Raw genomic sequence first — 17,252 nt, forward strand, 5'->3', positions numbered from 1 at the left:
CGTTTTTCACTTTGTTGCCGTTTACGGAATCCCCCCGGAGCCGCCCACCGATCTGTGGCGTTTGCTCCTGCAGGGGCCCCTACTATGCCGTGTGACGATCGCACCGTACGGTACGGGGTACCGTGGTGCGCCGCCAGCTCAAGTCGCGGCCAGACAATGCAAAGGGGTTGTTCCGGGGGATGAGCACTGCGACCAGGTCTCGGCGCCGAAACGGCGGCCATCGCACACCGGAGAGCCAGGGATCGGAAGGGCCGCCGGAGCCGGCACAGACCCCGTCCGCCCGCGCCGGCCGCACCGCCCCGGCCACGCCGTCGCTCGCCCGGCGCCCCGGCAGCATCGGGCCCATCCGGGTCCAGCAGCTGGTCGGCTTCGAACTGGCCGCCGCGGTGCTCCTGATCGGCTGGCTGCTGCGCCCCATCGGCCTCACCGTCGGAATCGTACTGGCCGTGCCGCTGGTCCTCGCCGGGCTGCTGCGCCGGCGTGGCCGCCCGCTGCCCGAGTGGTTCGTCACCGCCCGGGCTCTCAGGGACCGGCGCAAGCGCAACGCCGAGCCCGTGCCGCCCGGTACGGACCCCGGCTTCGCCCCGGCCGTCGAGTGCGACCCGGCGCTGCGCACCTATGCGTTCCACGACCGTGAGCAGCGTGAGATCGGCATGGTCGGCGACGGCACCTTCCTCAGCGCCCTGGTGCAGGTGGAAGCCGCCGACGTTCCGCTGCGTCCCGCAGCCGGCACGCGGGACATCCCCCTCGATCTGCTGCAGGGCCTGCTGGAGGTGGACGACATCCGGCTCGCCTCCGTGCAGGTCGTCCAGCACACCCAGCCCGCCCCGGCCCCGCACCTGCCGCCGCAGGCCATGGCCGTCCGCTCCTACGGGCCGTTGCAGGCGCAGAGCATGACGCCGGGCCTGCGCCTGACCTGGGTCGCGCTCAAGCTCGACCCCGAGCTGTGCCCGGAGGCCGTGGCAGCCCGCGGCGGGGGTATGCAGGGAGCCCGGCGGGCACTGCAGCGAGTCGCCGATCAGTTGGCCAGCCGGCTGATGGGCGCCGGGCTGAAGGCCAAGGTGCTGAGCGAGTCGGAGATCGTCGCGGCCGTCGCCACCTCCAGCTGCGTCAACCCGCTGGCCACCACCGGCGGTGCCGCGCTGGACGGCAGCCGCTCCAACCGCCGTACCGCCGAGACCTCTCGCGCCTGGCGCTGTGACGACCGCTGGCACACCACGTACTGGATCTCCCGGTGGCCGCAGATCGGCGGCGGGGCGTCACCGCTGCCGCAGTTGGTCGGCGCGCTGACCTCCTCCCCGGCGCTCGCCAGCACCTTCTCGCTGACCATCAGCAAGCGCCGGGGCTCGCTCGTGGCCCTGTCCGGGCACGTGCGCCTGACCGGCCGCGGCGAGAACGAACTGGGAGAGGCCGCACAGCACTTGGAGCGCTCCGCGGCCGCGTTCCGGATCGGCCTGGTCCGGCTCGACCGTGAGCAACTGCCCGGAGTTCTGGCCACCCTGCCGCTGGGAGGTACCCGCTGATGTCCGCTCCCACCGCTCCGGCCACCGGCCGTTCCGGCTTCGGCTCGGCGACGCCAGGCTTCCCCGGGCAGCGCGCGGGCCATCTGCCCCGCAATCCCGACCCCGCCCGGCACGGACCACAACGGCGACTGCGGGCCGCATTCGGCCTGCTCGGCCCTCGGCGCGAGCGCCACCTCGTGGACGCCGGCACCCTGTCGCAGCTGAGCCTCCCCGTCGGGGACGACGGCATGGTCCTCGGCATAGACCCCGACAACCAGCCCGCGGTGCTGGGGCTGTGCAGGCCCACCCGGCTGGACATCGTGCTGGTGGGCGGCACCTGGATGGCCCAGGTCATCGCCCTGCGCGCGGCGGCGATCGGCGCGCGGGTGGCCGTGGAGACGGCGCGTCCCCAGCTGTGGTCGCCGATGGCGCAGGCGGCCGGTGGCGGCCAGCAGTGCGTGACGGTGCATCCCGTGGGGCGGATCGCCCCGCAGGGTCCGTCTCCGGCCAGCCCGGTCCTGATCATCCGCGACCTGGGCATCCGTCCGCCGCGCAGCCGTCTGACCACGGCGCCCTGGCAGTCGGTGCTGACGCTGCTCCCCTATCTCGGTCCCACCGCGCCCCGACTGCTGTCCACCGCCGACGTCGTCGGCGTGCAGCGGATCTCCCCGCAGGAGTCCGACATCGTCGGCAAGGTGATGCGGCTGGGCCGCGAGGACATCACGTCCCTGCCGTCCCTGTCCGACAGCGTGGCCCTGTGGTGCACGCAGAAGCACCGGCAGTACGTCATGACCCAGCCGACCGACGCGGAGACCGGGCTCCTCGGGGCTCCGCGCCGGATGGACTGAGCGGGCTCCCCGCCGCATACCGGGGTGCCGCTCGGCCCCCCCAGGGATGAACGGCCGCGGCAGCGGGTGGACGGCAGCGCCCCACGGTGCGTACCGGACGCCCCTGTCACCGCGGTGGTACGGCGAACGAGGCTGTTTCCCGGGAGGGTTGGGACCCTGTTGTTCGTCCGTGCGGGCCGGCAGGGGACAAGTAAGGTGACCGTGCACGTCGCCCGATCACCGAAAGGGGCCCTTTGACCATGGCCGACGCACAGGACAGCACCGCGGGAACGCCGGACGAGGACGTCAGGGCCCGCAAGGAGAGGGAACGGGACGAGCTGTACGCCCTGGACATCTCGGGTGTCGAGTGGCACAGCGCGCCCGGTACCGAGGAGCACGAGGAGCGCGTCGAGATCGCCTACCTCCCGGAGGGCGCGGTGGCCATGCGGTCCTCGCTCGACCCGGACACCGTGCTGCGGTACACGGAGGCGGAGTGGCGGGCGTTCGTCCTCGGGGCCCGGGACGGCGAGTTCGACCTGGAGCCCGCTCCGCACAACGGCGGCACCACGACGGAATGAGATGAACTGTCCGGTTACGACCGTGACATGACGCGGCATACCGAGCCCGGGAAAACGACACCGGCCCGGAGGACGGCTCCTGAGGCAGGCGGCGGTCCGCGGACGCGGACGCACGGCGGACGGGCCTGCCCCGCCGGACGTCATGGCGTTTACGCTTGATGCGGGTGCGGCGTCAGAACCCACGGGTGGGTTGTTCGCGTCCGGGGGAAGCCAGACGGATCGGACGACAGGAACGGTCGCCCCCAGCCCGGCACGTGAGTGCCTTAACGGCACGAGGGTGCTCGACCACACCAGGAGGAATTGTGCACAGCGATCGGGACGGGATGCGCGTGGGCTGGACCACGCCCAGCGATGACCAGTCCGACGCGGAATCGGCCGTCGAGGTGACGGGCGAGTTCACCATCGACTACGCCGCGCCTGCCTGGTACACGCAGAGCTCGTCCACGGGCGGCGGGCAGCCACCCGCTCCTGCCCCCGCGCACAATCCTCCCGCCGATACGTCCGGTTCCGCGCCCGCGTCCACAGCGGCACCGGGCGGCACGCCGTCGACGGCTCCCGGACCGGGAACGGTTCCCGGTGAGGGCACCATCCCTGGGTACGGAGCCCACCCCGGACAGGCGCCCGCGCCCGGCCAGGGGCCGTTTCCCGGCTCCCCGGCGGGCCCCGGGGCGGGAGCCGTGCCGACTCAAGGCCCCTTCCCCGGCCCAGGCGGTCCTGGTCCCCTTCCGGGTCAACCCCCGACTCCTGACGGAGGCTTCGGCCCCGCGCCGGTGACACCTGCGGGACCGACGGGTGCGACTCCCGTGACATCCCCGCCGTCCGCCGCCGCGGCTCCCGTGCCGCCTCCGCCGCCGGCGGGCGCGGCTCCCGTCACGCCTCCCCCGCCGGTCGGCAACCCCTACCCGGCCGTCACCCCGCCCGCACCGAGCGCCCCTTCGCCTGAGTCCGCGGCTCCGGCAGCCCCTACCGCCCCCGGGCCGTACGGTGCCCAGGCGCCCGGCGCTCCCCAGGGCGCTGCGGCGCCGGCGTCCGGTGAGAACGCGGACAGCCTGTCTGCCTCCGCCGACACCCCGTCCGCCCCCGGCCCCGCCGACGGGGCCACGTCCCCCGGTACCCCGCAGGCCTCGACGGACACCGGAACGACGGCCGTCCCCGGTACGCCGGACACTGCGTCCGGGACCGATGGGGACGGCACGCCGGACCGGGACACCGGGACCGAGGACGACGGGGCGGAGGACAGCACCGAGGCCACCGGGGCGGCGGACGCCCACGAGGAGCCGCGTACCGCCGAGGGCATAACCGCGGAGGACGCGGCGGACGGCGGCGCCGAAGCCGACGGTGCCGAGCCGTCCGGTGACGACCCGGCCGCCCAGCGCACCGCGCCGGAGCCGGAGCAGGGCCCGCAGCAGGACGCGGCGTCCGGCTGGCGTCCCCCGCCGGCGCCGGAAGGTGCCGTTCCGCCCCTGCCTCCGCAGTTCCCGTCGGCCGCCACCGGTGGTGCGCCCATGCCGCCGGCCGCCCCGGCGCCGTCCGCCGCCCAGCCGTGGCCGACGGCGGACGGACAGCCGTCGCAGCCGCAGCCGCACCCCGCGCCGCCCGCCGACCCGTCGGCGCCCGCCCAGCAGGCCGCCGCCGCTCAGCCGGGTGCTCCGCAAGCCGCGCCGCCCGGCTGGCCGGCCGCCTCCCAGCCGCCGGGACCGCCCCCGCAGGCGACCCCTCAAGGCACCTTCGGCGCGCCCCAGCCGCCGCAGGGCGGTTACGGCTTCCCCCAGCAGCCCGCACCCCAGCCGCCGCAGGGCGGCTACGGCTTCCCTCCACAGCAAGCGCCCACGCCGCCGGCGGGTTACGGCTACCCGCAACAGCCCCCGGCCCAGGCGCCGCAGGGCGGTTACGGCTTCCCGCCGCAGCCGACTCCGCAGGGTTACGGCTATCCGCAGCAGCCGCCCGCCCAGCCGGGGCCACCCGGTCGGCCGGTGCCGCCGCAGCAGGAGCACTCCCAGGCATCAGGTGCGCCCGGTGCGCCGGGGCAGCCGCCGCAGCCCCAGTACCCCTACGGCCAGCCGGCCGGCCAGCCCGGCGTGGACCCCCGTACCGGTGCCCCCTATCCGCAGGCCATTCAGCACGACCAGCGGGAGCAGGTCAGCCCAGGAGCGCCGCTCGGCTACAACGCGGCCGTCGAGCTGACCTCGGACCGGCTGGTCAACAGCAGGAAGCAGAAGGCCAAGAGCAGCCGTCCCACGCCCGGCGGGTCGCGGTTCAAGCTCGGTGGCCGCAAGGAGGAGCTGGAGCGGCAGCGCAAGCTCGACCTCATCCGCACCCCGGTGCTGTCCTGCTACCGGATCGCGGTGATCAGCCTGAAGGGCGGCGTGGGCAAGACGACCACGACCACCGCACTCGGCTCCACCCTCGCCAGCGAGCGGCAGGACAAGATCCTGGCCATCGACGCCAACCCGGACGCCGGAACACTCGGCCGTCGGGTCCGCCGCGAGACCGGCGCCACCATCCGCGACCTGGTCCAGGCGATCCCGTACCTCAACTCGTACATGGACATCCGCCGCTTCACCTCGCAGGCGCCCTCGGGCCTGGAGATCATCGCCAACGACGTGGACCCGGCCGTCTCCACGACCTTCAACGACGAGGACTACCGGCGCGCGATCGACGTGCTGGGCAAGCAGTACCCGATCATTCTCACCGACTCCGGCACCGGACTCCTCTACAGCGCCATGCGCGGCGTCCTCGACCTCGCCGACCAGCTGATCATCATCTCGACACCGTCGGTGGACGGGGCGAGCAGCGCCAGTACGACGCTGGACTGGCTGTCCGCGCACGGGTACGCGTCGCTGGTCTCGCGGTCCCTCACGGTGATCTCCGGGGTGCGCGAGACCGGCAAGATGATCAAGGTGGAGGACATCGTCACCCACTTCGAGCAGCGCTGCCGGGGTGTGGTCGTCGTCCCGTTCGACGAGCATCTCGCGGCGGGCGCCGAGGTCGACCTCGACATGATGCGGCCGAAGGTCCGGGAGGCCTACTTCGACCTGGCCACGAAGGTGGCCGAGGACTTCGTGCGGGCCCAGCAGGAGCAGGGGCTGTGGACGTCGGACGGCAACCCGCCACCGACCATGGCTCCCCCGATGCCGGGATACCCGACGCAGGGCGGACAGCCGTATCAGGCGCCTCCCGGTACCCAGCCCGGCCAGCCCTGGCAGACCGGCCCGCAGCCCGGGTACGCCCCGCAGCCGTATCAGCAGCCGGGGCAGATGCCGCCGCAGCAGTAGCACACAGGCCAGGGCCCGTACCGACGTGAAGTCGGTACGGGCCCTGGCCTGTGCTCCGCGGTGGACGTCTGCCGCGTCCCTAGTCCCGCTTCTCCGCCTCCGCCTCCGCCACCAGTTCCCGGCACGCCTTGACGTCCTCGCCCATCTGCGCCAGCAGCGCGTCCAGCGTGTCGAACTTCTCCTGCCCCCGTACGAAGGCCAGGAAGTCGACGGCGACGTGCAGGCCGTACAGGTCGAGGCCGACGCGGTCGATGGCGTACGCCTCCACCGTGCGCTCGGTGCCCTCGAACTGGGGGTTGGTGCCGACCGAGATCGCGGCCGGCATCGCCTCGCCGGCCGCGTGCAGCCAGCCGGCGTAGACGCCGTCGGCCGGGACGGCGGTGTGCGGGAGGGGCTCGACGTTGGCCGTGGGGAAGCCGAGTTCGCGGCCGCGCTGGGCGCCGTGGACGACGACGCCCTCGACGCGGTGCGGGCGGCCGAGGATCTCGGCGGCGCCGCGCACGTCGCCCTCGGCGACCAGGCGCCGGGTCAGGGTCGAGGAGAAGGGCTGCCCGTCGCCCGCGTCGCCGGTCACGTACAGGTCGACGACCTCGACCTCGAAGTCGTAGACGCGGCCCTGTTCGGCGAGGAAGCCGACGTTTCCGGCGGCCTTGTGGCCGAAGCGGAAGTTGGGGCCCTCGACGACCGCCTTGGCGTGCAGTTTGTCGACCAGGACCTTGACCACGAAGTCGGCCGGGGAGAGGTTCGAGAACTCCTTGGTGAAGGGCAGGACGAGGACCGCGTCCACGCCCAGTTCGGCGCAGAGTTCGGCGCGGCGGTGGTGCGGGGCCAGCAGGGGCGGGTGGCTGCCGGGGCGGACGACCTCGCTGGGGTGCGGGTCGAAGGTGACGACGACGGCCGGGACGCCGAGCGCGCGGGCCCGGTCCACGGCATGCCGGATGATCAGCTGGTGCCCGCGGTGGACGCCGTCGTAGGAGCCGATGGTGACGACGCTGCGTCCCCAGTCCTCGGGGATGTCCTCCAAGCCACGCCAGCGCTGCACTGTGTCTGCTCCTTGTCGCAAACTCGTCGAGAACCTTGCCGCTTCCGCAGGTCTAAGGGTGCCATGCCGCCCGGCCACGGCCCGCATCGGCATGGAATGTGACCGGACGCACGCGGCCGGTCCACCCCTCACGCGGAGATGCCCAGGCCGGCCAGGCTCTCGACGGTCCTGCGGGTACCGGGGCCGACCAGCCCCGCCCACTCCTCGGGCGCGCCGGACAGCCAGCCGGCCAGGCGGGCGGCGAAGCCGGGGACCTGCCGGGCGAAGGTGACCAGGGCGGTGTCGAAGCGGGCGGCTCCCTCGGGAGTGCGGACCAGCCGGAGGCCGGTGCGCCGGACCAGGGTGCGCAGTGCGTCGGACGGTTCGCGATCCGGTCCGTCGGGCCTTTCGTGGTCCGATCCGTCGGGCCTTTCGTGGTCCGGTCCGGCAGTCGGTTCATGGTCCAGTCCGGCAGTCGGTTCGTGGTCCGGGCCGGCAGTCGGTTCGTGGTTCGGGCCGTGGCCCGGGAGGACGGCTGCGCGCAGGAGCGCGTCCAGCACGGCGGGGTCGTGTTCGTGGTCCAGGAGGAGTTCCCGCAGCTCCGCGCGGAGGGGGGCGCAGGCGGTGGTGCCGGGGGCGCCGAGCACGGTGGCGAGTGCGGTGCGTACCGGCTCGGGTCCGCCGGTCAGCAGCCCGCCGACCAGCGGCAGGAGTGCCTCGCGGGCGGCGTGCGGGTCCTGTCTGAGGCGCCGGTCCACGTACGCGGCGACGTGCGCGGCGTGCTCGGGGCGCCGCGCGACGGCTTCCGCCACCACCTCCGCGATCCGGCCGGCCAGCCCGGGGGTGGCCGCGTCGACGAGCCGGCGCAGCGCCTCCCCGGCGTCCGGGCCGCGCAGCCGGGCCCGGAAGGCGTCCAGGACCGCCTCCGGACGGGTGGACAGGGCGACGGCCATCGCGCTCGGCGGGAGGTACGGGTCGCCCGCTGCGAAGTGGCGCACCGCCCGTTCCAGGTGGCGGTCGCGGCTGTCGGGGTCGTGCACGAGCAGCGCGAGGGCGGCGCCGTGCAGCGGACTGTCGGCGGAGCGGACCAGCAGGGCGAGGGCGGCGTAGCGCAGCAGCTGGCAGTCGGTCTCGTCGCGCGCGTGCGGGGCGGCGCGCAGTCCGTACGTCATGGCCGCCGCACGCCGGGCGTGGCGCTCGTCGCGCGCCCACCGGTCGGCGGCGCGGCACAGGGCGGAGGGTTCCTCCTCGGCGAGGACGGCGAGCAGTTCACCGGCCCGGGGGTGCGCGCTGTCCACGAGCACCTCGACGAGGTCGTCGGGGGCACGGTGCCGGTGGGTGTGCAGCAGCGCCTGCGCGGCCGTGGCCACGGTGGCGTGCGGCGCGGCGGGCAGCGGCCGTTCGTCGTCGAACCAGCGGATCAGCAGCGGTTGTACGGCCCCGGGGGCGGCGGTGAGCAGAGCGGCGACCGCGTCGAGGTGCCGGGGGCCCGGTTCGTGCGGGGGCCCGTCGGCGCGGACCAGCCGGCGGAGCAGGTCGAGGCGGAGGTCGTCCGACAGCGGCAGCGCCGTCCAGAAGGCCGGCCCGAACTCGCCCGGTACCGGCCGTCCTTCCTCCCGTCGCGCCACGACCGCGTCGGCGAGCTGTCGCAGCACCTCCGTGTACGGCACCGCGTCCGGCACACGGGCCAGCACCCCGGCGAGCAGCCGGGCGGCCCACCAGGAGTACGGGCCGGTGTCCAGAGTGTGGGCCAACTCCTGGAGGCGGGCGGCGAGTCGGGGGGTTCCGTGCTGGCGGGCGAGGTGGAGCAGGGCCTCCACGACGGGGCCGATGCGGTGGTGGGGCACGGACGGGGACGGGGACTCGGCGTCGAGGGGACGGTGCTGGTGGACCAGGGCGCGCAGGGCCCCGTCCAGGTCGAGGTGGAGGCCCTGGAGCCAGTCGGCTAGTTCCTCGTGCGCGAAGCGGTAGCCGTGGCCGGCGGGCACCAGGACGCCCTCGGCGAGGACGGCGGACGCCCAGCCGGTGACGCCGCCGAGATGGGCCGGGCCGGTCCCCCAGGGGAACACCGCCTCGAAGGACTCCCGGTCCAGCGCCCCCTCCCCCGGGGCGAGGCTGCGCCGGGCGGCCTCGTGGACCTGCCCGGACACCTTCGCCGCGAGGCGCCGCACGGCCCGGCCGTGCAGGCCGTTCTCCGTGGCCAGCCGGGCCGCGACGCGCAGGCAGACCAGGTCGAGGTGGGCCGCGAACACGTCGTCCCGGCGCAGGGGGACGGGTGGTGCGGCGCCGGTGGTGGGCGGTGGATCGCCCAGGGCCGTCCTGACCTCGGAGTACAGGCGGAGGGTCAGGGGGTGGCGGGCGTCGGCGTCCGCGAGCGCGCCGTCCGGCACGCCGAGCCGTGCCCGTACTCGCCGCGCCTCGTCGTCGGTCAGGTCGCCCAGGAGGACGCGGGGCGGGGCCGGAGAAGGGGCGGTGGCGGGCTCGTACAGCAGGTCGCGGGGGAACTCCGTCCCCGCCCGCTCCCAGTACTCGGCGCGGCACGCCACGATCAGTCGGGCACCCGTGCGCCGCAGCCAGGCCGCCGTGCCCTCGCTCCACTCGGCCAGCCGCCGGTGCAGTCCCCGCGGCATCTCCTCGGGCCCGTCCAGGACGAGGAGCAGGGGGCGGCCCGCCGCCCGGGCCAGCTGGGCCACCCGCGCCGGGGTGACATCCCCGAGCCCCGCATCGCCGGAAGGGCCGGAGCCGTTGCAGCCGTTGCAGCCGCTACAGCCGCCGAGGGCTTCCGGATCTGCCGGTCCAGCCAGTCCAGCCGGTCGTGCCGGTCCAGTCGGCCCGACCGGTCCAGCCTGGTCTCCGGGGCCTCTCTGCTTTTCGGCACCTTCCTGACTTCCGGGACCTCCACCTACAGGTCCTCCTGAGCCAAGCCCCTCCAGCCGGCCTTCCGCCACCGGAGAGCCGACCCGCACCCCACCGAACCCGTTCAACCCGCCCGGCCCCCCGGCAGCGGCCACAACCCGTGCCGCCCGTCCCAGGGCCCGCCCCGCCGCGTCCGCCACGGAGGCGTCGTCGTCCCGGAGGTCAGCTCCCCGCAGCCACAGGGTCGGGGCGGGCCGCGGGCCCCGGCCGCGGCGGTCGGCGAGGGCCGCCAGCTCCGTCGTACGGCCGCTGCCGGGGGCGCCGACGAGGCCGAGGACGTACGCCGGGCTGTCGATGAAGGCGGCGAACTCCCGTACGGGAACGGCCCGTTCCACCGGCGGCGGCGCGAGGACGGTGCCGGTCCGGCCCACCGGGACGCCCGCCGGACGGTCCTGGCCGACCGAGGTCGCCGTCAGCTCCAGTACGCCGGCCAGATTGAGGTCGGTGCCGTACGCCGGGACCGTCGCCGCGTTCTCGGTGAGCAACTCGGCGAGCGGACCGGGGACATGCCCGGGACGCAGCGGCACGGCGAAGCCCAGGTCACTGTGGCCGGACCGCAGCGCGGTACCGAGGACACCGACCACCGCCCCGGTCGTGGCGTCGAGCACCGGCCCGCCGGCCGCCCCGCCGCCCAGCCGCAGCGCGTCCCGGCCCAGGGTGCCGACGGCCAGTTCCAGCGCGTCGCCGATGAAGTGGAAGCCCTCGGTGGACGTGTACGTCACGTCGGCGGTGCCGAGCACGCGTGCCTCGCGCCAGCCGTCGGCGGCGATCCGCACATAGCTCCCGGCGCTGGGGCCGTCCCCCGCGGTGAGGGGCAGCGGCGCGAGACCGAGGCCCTCGGTGCGGACGAGGGCGAGGTCCAGGCCGGGGAGCGGGATGACCGCGTCGGCGGGCACGGTGCAGCGCCGGTCCCGGGCGCCGTGGAGGACCAGCCGGGGCAGGCCGTCGACGGCCTCGTGGCTGGTGACGACCGTGCCGTGGTGGTCGGCGACGAATCCCGTGCCGCGGGGGCGGCCGGCCAGGTCGTGGATCCGGACCAGGCCGGGTCCGGTCGGGGCCGGGGGCGGACCGCCGGCGCCCGGCGGTGTCTGCCGCACCGCGCCCTCGCCCGCCGACGCCGCGCCACCCTCGTCCCGGTCCCTGTCTCGGTCCCTGCCTAGATCCCCGCCCCTGCGCCGGTCCCCGTCCCTGCCCCGGTCCCCGTCCCTGCCCCGGTCCTCGTCCCGGTCCCTGTCCCGGTCCTCGTCCCCGTCCCACGACATCACCGTCGTCAGGTCCCGCGCCGCCCTCGTCTTCCGGTGCCGCGACGTCATCGTCGAACCTCCCCCGCCCCCGCCGTACGCCGTGCTCTGCGTCCGACGGTAGGCGGGTGATGATCAGCGGGACAGATCGTGCGGGGAACGCGCCCCCTTGTGCTCCCCCGGTTCACTCCGAGCGCCTGCCCGGACGGGTGAACAGAGGGGTTCCCTTGGATACACCCTAGGGGGTGGGGGAACCGAGGGGGGACCGTGGAGCGGCGGCAAGGACGACCCCGTGTCCGCCGCTCCACGGGCAGCCTCCCTCAGCCCCCTCCTCAGCCGAAGACGGCCAGGCTCTTCGCCTTGCCCCGCTGCTCCTCGACCAGCGCGAGCAGCCCGCCGCCGGGGCCGAAGACGGCCACCGCGCCGGCGCCGGCGTAGACCTCGGGCATCTCCAGCCGCACCCCGTTGGCGAGCAGGCGGGCCCGCCGCTCGTCGACGTCCCAGCGCGGGAACGCGGCCCCGGCCGCCTCGGCGACCGGCATGACCTCCAGCTCCTGCTGGAGCTGGTCCAGCGTCCACGCCGCGTCCAGCTTGTACGGCCCGACCCGGGTGCGGCGCAGCGCGGTGAGGTGGCCGCCCACGCCGAGACCGGCGCCGAGGTCGCGGGCGAGCGCGCGGATGTACGTACCGGAGGAGCAGACCACCGACACCACCAGGTCCAGGACCGGGGTGCCGTCCTCGGCGACCGCGTCCCGGACGTCGTACACCTGGAAGGAGGAGACGGTGACCGGACGGGCCGGGATGTCGAACTCCTCGCCCTCGCGCGCCCGCTTGTAGGAGCGCACGCCGTTGATCTTGATGGCGCTGACCTTGGACGGCACCTGCATGATGGCGCCGGTCAGCTCGGCGATCCCCGCGTCGATGGCGTCGCGGGTGACCTTCGAGGCGTCGGCGCACCCCGTGATCTCGCCCTCGGCGTCGTCGGTCAGGGTGGTCTGGCCGAGCCTGATGGTCCCCACGTACTCCTTCTCGGTGAGGGCGAGGTGCCCGAGGAGCTTGGTGGCCCGCTCCACGCCGAGGACCAGGACGCCCGTCGCCATCGGGTCGAGCGTGCCGGCGTGCCCGACGCGCCGCGTGCGGGCGATGCCGCGCATCTTGGCGACGACGTCGTGCGAAGTGAAGCCCGACGGCTTGTCGACGATGACAAGGCCGTCGGGCGTGGTGTGCTTCTCGGTCATTTAGCGGTGTCGTCCGTCCCGTCGGCCTCGTCGGCCGCGTCGTCGTCCTCGCCCGGCTTGCGGTACGGGTCCGCGTCGCCGGCGTAGCGGGCGCCCGCGGACGCCTCGCGCACCTTGGCGTCGGACTGCCGCGCCTTGTCGAGGAGGTCCTCGATGTTCTTGGCGGTGTCCGGGAGGGCGTCCATGACGAAGGCGAGGGTCGGGGTGAACTTCACCCCGGCCGCCTTGCCGACCTCGGAGCGCAGGATGCCCTTGGCGCTCTCCAGGCCTGCCGCGGCGGCCTGCCGCTCCTCGTCGTCGCCGTAGACCGTGTAGAAGACGGTCGCCTCCCGGAGGTCACCCGTGACCCGGGTGTCCGTGATGGTGACGTGGGTGCCGAGCCGCGGGTCCTTGATCCCGCGCTGCAGCTTCTGGGCCACCACTTCCCGGATGAGGTCCGCCAGCCTCTTGGCCCGCGCGTTGTCGGCCACTGGTCCGTCTCCCGTTCTTTCCTGATCAATCTCGTTCTTGGGGTCAGTCGTCGTCGCCGTGGAAGCGCCGTCGGACGGACAGCAGCTCCACCTCGGGGCGGCCGGCGACCAGCCGTTCGCACCGGTCGAGCACGTCACTGAGGTGCCCCGCGTCGCCGGACACCATGGCCAGGCCGACGACCGCCCGCCGGTGCAGGTCCATGTGGTCCACCTCGGCCGCGCTCACCGCGTACTTCCGCTGGAGTTCGGCGACGATCGGGCGGACGACGGACCGCTTCTCCTTCAGCGAATGTACGTCGCCGAGGAGGAGGTCGAAGGACAGCGTCCCCACATACATGTGCAACCGGTTCACCCGCCGGTCCGGGATCGATGGCCCCGCCATCCGTGTGGCGGGGACATCAGAACCGTACAACGAACGGCCGGGGCCGATCGACGGATATTGCTTCCGCCGACCGGCCCCGGACCGCGCCGTCTGGAGAAGACGGGGTGGTTACACCCGCGGCTTCTCGCGCATCTCGTACGTCGCGATGACGTCGTCGACCTTGATGTCGTTGAAGTTTCCGAGGTTGATACCGCCCTCGAAGCCTTCGCGGATCTCGGTGACGTCGTCCTTGAAGCGACGCAGACCCTCGATGTTGAGGTTCTCCGCGATGACCTTGCCGTCGCGGATGAGGCGCGCCTTGGTGTTGCGCTTGACCTCGCCGGAGCGGATGAGGACACCCGCGATGTTGCCCAGCTTGGACGAGCGGAAGACCTCGCGGATCTCCGCCGTGCCCAGCTCGACCTCTTCGTACTCCGGCTTGAGCATGCCCTTGAGGGCCGCCTCGATCTCCTCGATCGCCTGGTAGATGACCGAGTAGTACCGGACGTCCACACCTTCGCGCTCGGCCATCTGCGCGGCACGCCCGGCGGCGCGCACGTTGAAGCCGATCACGATGGCGTCGGAGCCCATCGCCAGGTCGATGTCGGACTCCGTGACCGCACCGACGCCGCGGTGCAGGACGCGGATGTCGACCTCTTCGCCGACGTCCAGCTGGAGCAGGGAGGACTCCAGGGCCTCGACGGAACCAGAAGCGTCACCCTTGATGATCAGGTTGAGCTGCTGGACCTCGCCGGCCTTGAGCACCTTGTCCAGGTCCTCCAGGGAGACGCGGCGCGTGCGCTTGGCGAACGCGGCGTTGCGCTCGCGTGCGGCGCGCTTCTCCGCGATCTGGCGGGCCGTACGGTCCTCCTCGACCACGATGAAGTTGTCGCCGGCGCCCGGGACGTTGGTCAGGCCGAGGACCTGGACCGGCGTCGACGGGCCCGCCTCGGGCACGTTGTTGCCGTTGTCGTCGAGCATGGCGCGGACGCGGCCGTAGGCGTCGCCCACCACCATCGTGTCGCCGACCCGCAGCGTGCCTCGCTGCACGAGGACCGTCGCCACGGCACCGCGGCCGCGGTCGAGCCGGGACTCGATCGAGATGCCCTGCGCGTCCTGGTTCGGGTTGGCCCGCAGGTCGAGCGAGGCGTCGGCCGTGAGGATCACGGCCTCGAGCAGCGAGTCGATGTGCAGACCCTGCTTGGCGGAGATGTCGACGAACATGGTGTCGCCGCCGTACTCCTCGGCCACCAGGCCGTACTCGGTCAGCTGACCGCGCACCTTGGTCGGGTCGGCACCCTCGACGTCGATCTTGTTGACCGCGACGACGATCGGGACGTCGGCCGCCTTGGCGTGGTTGAGCGCCTCGACCGTCTGCGGCATGACGCCGTCGTTGGCCGCGACGACCAGGATCGCGATGTCCGTCGACCGGGCACCACGGGCACGCATGGCGGTGAACGCCTCGTGACCCGGGGTGTCGATGAAGGTGATCTTGCGCTCTTCGTCGTTGACCTCGGTCGCGACCTGGTAGGCACCGATGTGCTGGGTGATGCCGCCGGCCTCGCCCGCGATGACGTTCGTCTTGCGGATGGCGTCGAGCAGTCGGGTCTTGCCGTGGTCGACGTGACCCATGACGGTGACGACCGGCGGACGGACGACCAGGTCCTCCTCGGAGCCCTCGTCCTCGCCGAACTCCAGGTCGAAGGACTCGAGCAGCTCGCGGTCCTCCTCCTCCGGGCTGACGATCTGAACCGTGTAGTTCATCTCGTCGGCGAGGAGCTGGAGCGTCTCGTCGGAGACGGACTGCGTGGCCGTGACCATCTCGCCGAGGTTCATCATGACCGCGACGAGCGACGCCGGGTTGGCGTTGATCTTCTCCGCGAAGTCGGTGAGCGAGGCACCGCGCGACAGGCGAATGGTCTCGCCGTTGCCGCGAGGCAGCATCACGCCGCCGACCGACGGGGCCTGCATGGCCTCGTACTCCTGGCGCCTCTGCCGCTTCGACTTGCGACCGCGACGCGCGGGACCGCCGGGACGGCCGAAGGCGCCCTGCGTGCCACCACGGCCACCGGGACCGCCGGGACGGCCGCCGAAGCCGGGACGGCCACCGCCGCCGCCGAAGCCGCCGCCACCGCCGGGACGGCCGGCGAAGCCGCCGCCGCCACCACCGGGACGACCGGCACCGCCGCCGCCACCGGGACGGCCGGCGAAGCCGCCGCCGCCCGGACGACCGCCGCCGCCGGGACGACCGGCACCGCCGGGACCGCGACCGCCGCCGCCGGGGCCCGGACGCGGGCCGGCAGCGGGACGCTGCGGCATCATGCCGGGGTTCGGACGCGGGCCGCCGCCGGGACGCGGACCCGCGGCGCCGCCCTGCGGACGGGGCATCGAGCCCGGGGTCGGACGGTTGCCGCCCGGAGCCTGGGGACGCGGACCGCCGCCCTGGCCGCCGGGGGCCTGCGGACGCGGACCGCCGCCGGCGGGACCGCCGGGGCCGGGACGCGGGCCGCCGCCCTGCGGGCGCGGGGACTGCGGACGGGCCATACCGGCGTTGCCGCCGGAGGTGAAGGGGTTGTTGCCCGGACGCGGGCCGGACGGACGGGCGCCGGGGCGCGCCGCCGGGGCACCGGGACGCGGACCGCCGGAACGGCCCTGCCCGCCACCCTGCTGGCCCTGGCCCTGGCCCTGACCGGGACCGGAGGGCCGGCCGCCGGGACGGGGAGCGCCGGGACGCGCGCCGCCGGGCCTGGGCCCGGACGGGGCGGGTGCGGAGGGAGCCGCCGCCGCGGGCGGCGCGGTGAACTCGGGCGCGGCCGGAGCCGGACGCGGCGCGGGCTTGGGACCCGGCGTCGGACGCGGGCCCGGGGCCGACGGCGCGGGGGCCGAGGGCGCCGAGGAGGCCGCGGGGGCCTGCGGCTGCTGGGCGGCCGCGGGCTTGGGCGCGGCCGGCCGCGGGGCGGCCGGACGGTCTCCGGCCGGCTTGGCGGCGCGGGGGGTGCCACCCGGGGCAGCCTGCGCCGGCGAGGGCGCGGCGGGCCTGGGGGCGGCCTTGCGGGGCGCACCGGGCTTGCCGGCGGACCGGCCGTTCCCGCTGCCCTGCTGGAAGGCGTCTGTCAGTTTGCGTACGACGGGCGCTTCGATCGTCGAAGACGCCGAACGGACGAATTCACCGAGTTCCTGGAGCTTGGCCATGACGACCTTGCTCTCGACACCGAACTCCTTGGCGAGTTCGTAGACCCGGACCTTAGCCACTTCGCTCCTTTGAGGTCCGGGTTGCGTCCGGACCGTCGCTAGTTCATGGGCGTACTCATCGCGTACTCATCGAGTGCTCATCGCAATCTCGACCTGCTTTCGACTCGCGAGGTACCAAGCCGTACGGGGTTCCGTACGGCACGTCTTACTTGCCGTGGTTGCCCGACCAGCAATCCTGGTCAGCAACCCTCCGTCTGCTCGACGTACTGGCGCAACGCCTTTACGTCGAGCGGTCCCGGGACGCGCAGTGCCCTCGGGAACGCCCGGCGGCGTACCGCCTGGTCGAGACAGACCTGGGCGGGGTGAACGTACGCACCCCGGCCGGGCAGCGTACCGCGAGGATCGGGGGCGCATTCACCCTCGACCGCCACGATGCGCAGCAGTCCGGTCTTGGCCGCTCGCTCCCGGCACCCCACACAGGTGCGTTCAGGGCATGCACGAGCACGCGTCCGGCCAGACACTCCTAAGTCTACCTCCCCGCGGCGACCTCACCCCTTCGGGGCAAGAATCGAACGCCACGCCGTCTCGGAAGCTGTCGATGATCTCAGCGCTCCGGCGGCTTCGGTCTATT

At 74.0% G+C, this 17,252-nt stretch carries 11 protein-coding genes; 4 read left to right on the plus strand and 7 right to left on the minus strand.

Annotation, left to right across the window (positions count from 1 at the left end):
* Positions 1-179 precede the first annotated feature (179 nt).
* The 4 genes from eccE to ACIQR3_RS32455 all read left to right on the plus strand — a co-directional run bounded on the left by eccE (position 180) and on the right by ACIQR3_RS32455 (position 6,182).
* Positions 180-1,523 carry a type VII secretion protein EccE gene (eccE, locus tag ACIQR3_RS32440; protein ID WP_403544338.1) on the plus strand — a complete coding sequence of 448 codons (1,344 nt, stop codon included), beginning with the start codon at positions 180-182 and terminating at the stop codon, positions 1,521-1,523.
* Complete coding sequence (locus tag ACIQR3_RS32445; RefSeq protein WP_403544340.1) at positions 1,523-2,350, plus strand: hypothetical protein; 828 nt, start codon at positions 1,523-1,525, stop codon at positions 2,348-2,350. Before eccE ends, ACIQR3_RS32445 begins: the two co-directional genes overlap by 1 nt.
* 239 nt (positions 2,351-2,589) lie before the next feature.
* Positions 2,590-2,907, plus strand: a complete 318-nt coding sequence (locus ACIQR3_RS32450) for a DUF397 domain-containing protein (protein WP_403544342.1) — start codon at positions 2,590-2,592, stop codon at positions 2,905-2,907.
* A gap of 302 nt (positions 2,908-3,209) precedes the next feature.
* The gene (locus ACIQR3_RS32455) at positions 3,210-6,182 is read left to right on the plus strand and encodes an SCO5717 family growth-regulating ATPase (protein WP_403544344.1); all 2,973 of its coding nucleotides are present in this window, start codon (positions 3,210-3,212) and stop codon (positions 6,180-6,182) included.
* Between the two features lie 79 nt (positions 6,183-6,261).
* Here the strand turns inward: ACIQR3_RS32455 and ACIQR3_RS32460 are convergent, their stop codons facing one another.
* From ACIQR3_RS32460 to ACIQR3_RS32490, 7 genes are all read right to left on the minus strand, one after another.
* A complete protein-coding gene (locus ACIQR3_RS32460) occupies positions 6,262-7,224 on the minus strand; it encodes a bifunctional riboflavin kinase/FAD synthetase (RefSeq protein ID WP_403544345.1) in 963 nt (320 codons plus the stop codon).
* 128 nt (positions 7,225-7,352) lie between these two features.
* A complete protein-coding gene (locus tag ACIQR3_RS32465) occupies positions 7,353-11,432 on the minus strand; it encodes a trypsin-like peptidase domain-containing protein (protein ID WP_403544347.1) in 4,080 nt (1,359 codons plus the stop codon).
* 260 nt (positions 11,433-11,692) lie between these two features.
* Positions 11,693-12,598: a tRNA pseudouridine(55) synthase TruB gene (gene truB / locus ACIQR3_RS32470; protein ID WP_403544348.1), complete on the minus strand. Its 906-nt coding sequence runs from the start codon at positions 12,596-12,598 to the stop codon at positions 11,693-11,695.
* Positions 12,595-13,068 carry a 30S ribosome-binding factor RbfA gene (gene rbfA, locus ACIQR3_RS32475; protein WP_403544350.1) on the minus strand — a complete coding sequence of 158 codons (474 nt, stop codon included), beginning with the start codon at positions 13,066-13,068 and terminating at the stop codon, positions 12,595-12,597. Before rbfA ends, truB begins: the two co-directional genes overlap by 4 nt.
* Before the next feature lie 43 nt (positions 13,069-13,111).
* Positions 13,112-13,405, minus strand: a complete 294-nt coding sequence (locus tag ACIQR3_RS32480) for a DUF503 domain-containing protein (protein WP_215164473.1) — start codon at positions 13,403-13,405, stop codon at positions 13,112-13,114.
* Positions 13,406-13,558: 153 nt separating this feature from the next.
* Entirely contained in the window at positions 13,559-16,681 is a 3,123-nt protein-coding gene (gene infB, locus ACIQR3_RS32485) for a translation initiation factor IF-2 (protein ID WP_403544352.1), read from the minus strand.
* Between the two features lie 179 nt (positions 16,682-16,860).
* The gene (locus ACIQR3_RS32490; protein WP_403544354.1) at positions 16,861-17,142 is read right to left on the minus strand and encodes a YlxR family protein; all 282 of its coding nucleotides are present in this window, start codon (positions 17,140-17,142) and stop codon (positions 16,861-16,863) included.
* Between the last annotated feature and the right edge of the window lie 110 nt (positions 17,143-17,252).

Origin of the sequence: Streptomyces sp. NPDC090994 (assembly GCF_044768905.1) — a bacterium.
In the GTDB taxonomy this organism is placed as follows: Bacteria; Actinomycetota; Actinomycetes; order Streptomycetales; family Streptomycetaceae; genus Streptomyces.

Coding starts and splice junctions, on each gene's coding strand:
- eccE (WP_403544338.1), top strand. CDS start 180: ATGAGCACTGCGACCAGGTCTCGGCGCCGAAACGGCGGCCATCGCACA.
- truB (WP_403544348.1), bottom strand. CDS start 12,598: ATGACCGAGAAGCACACCACGCCCGACGGCCTTGTCATCGTCGACAAG.
- ACIQR3_RS32445 (WP_403544340.1), top strand. CDS start 1,523: ATGTCCGCTCCCACCGCTCCGGCCACCGGCCGTTCCGGCTTCGGCTCG.
- ACIQR3_RS32465 (WP_403544347.1), bottom strand. CDS start 11,432: ATGACGTCGCGGCACCGGAAGACGAGGGCGGCGCGGGACCTGACGACG.
- ACIQR3_RS32480 (WP_215164473.1), bottom strand. CDS start 13,405: ATGTATGTGGGGACGCTGTCCTTCGACCTCCTCCTCGGCGACGTACAT.
- ACIQR3_RS32450 (WP_403544342.1), top strand. CDS start 2,590: ATGGCCGACGCACAGGACAGCACCGCGGGAACGCCGGACGAGGACGTC.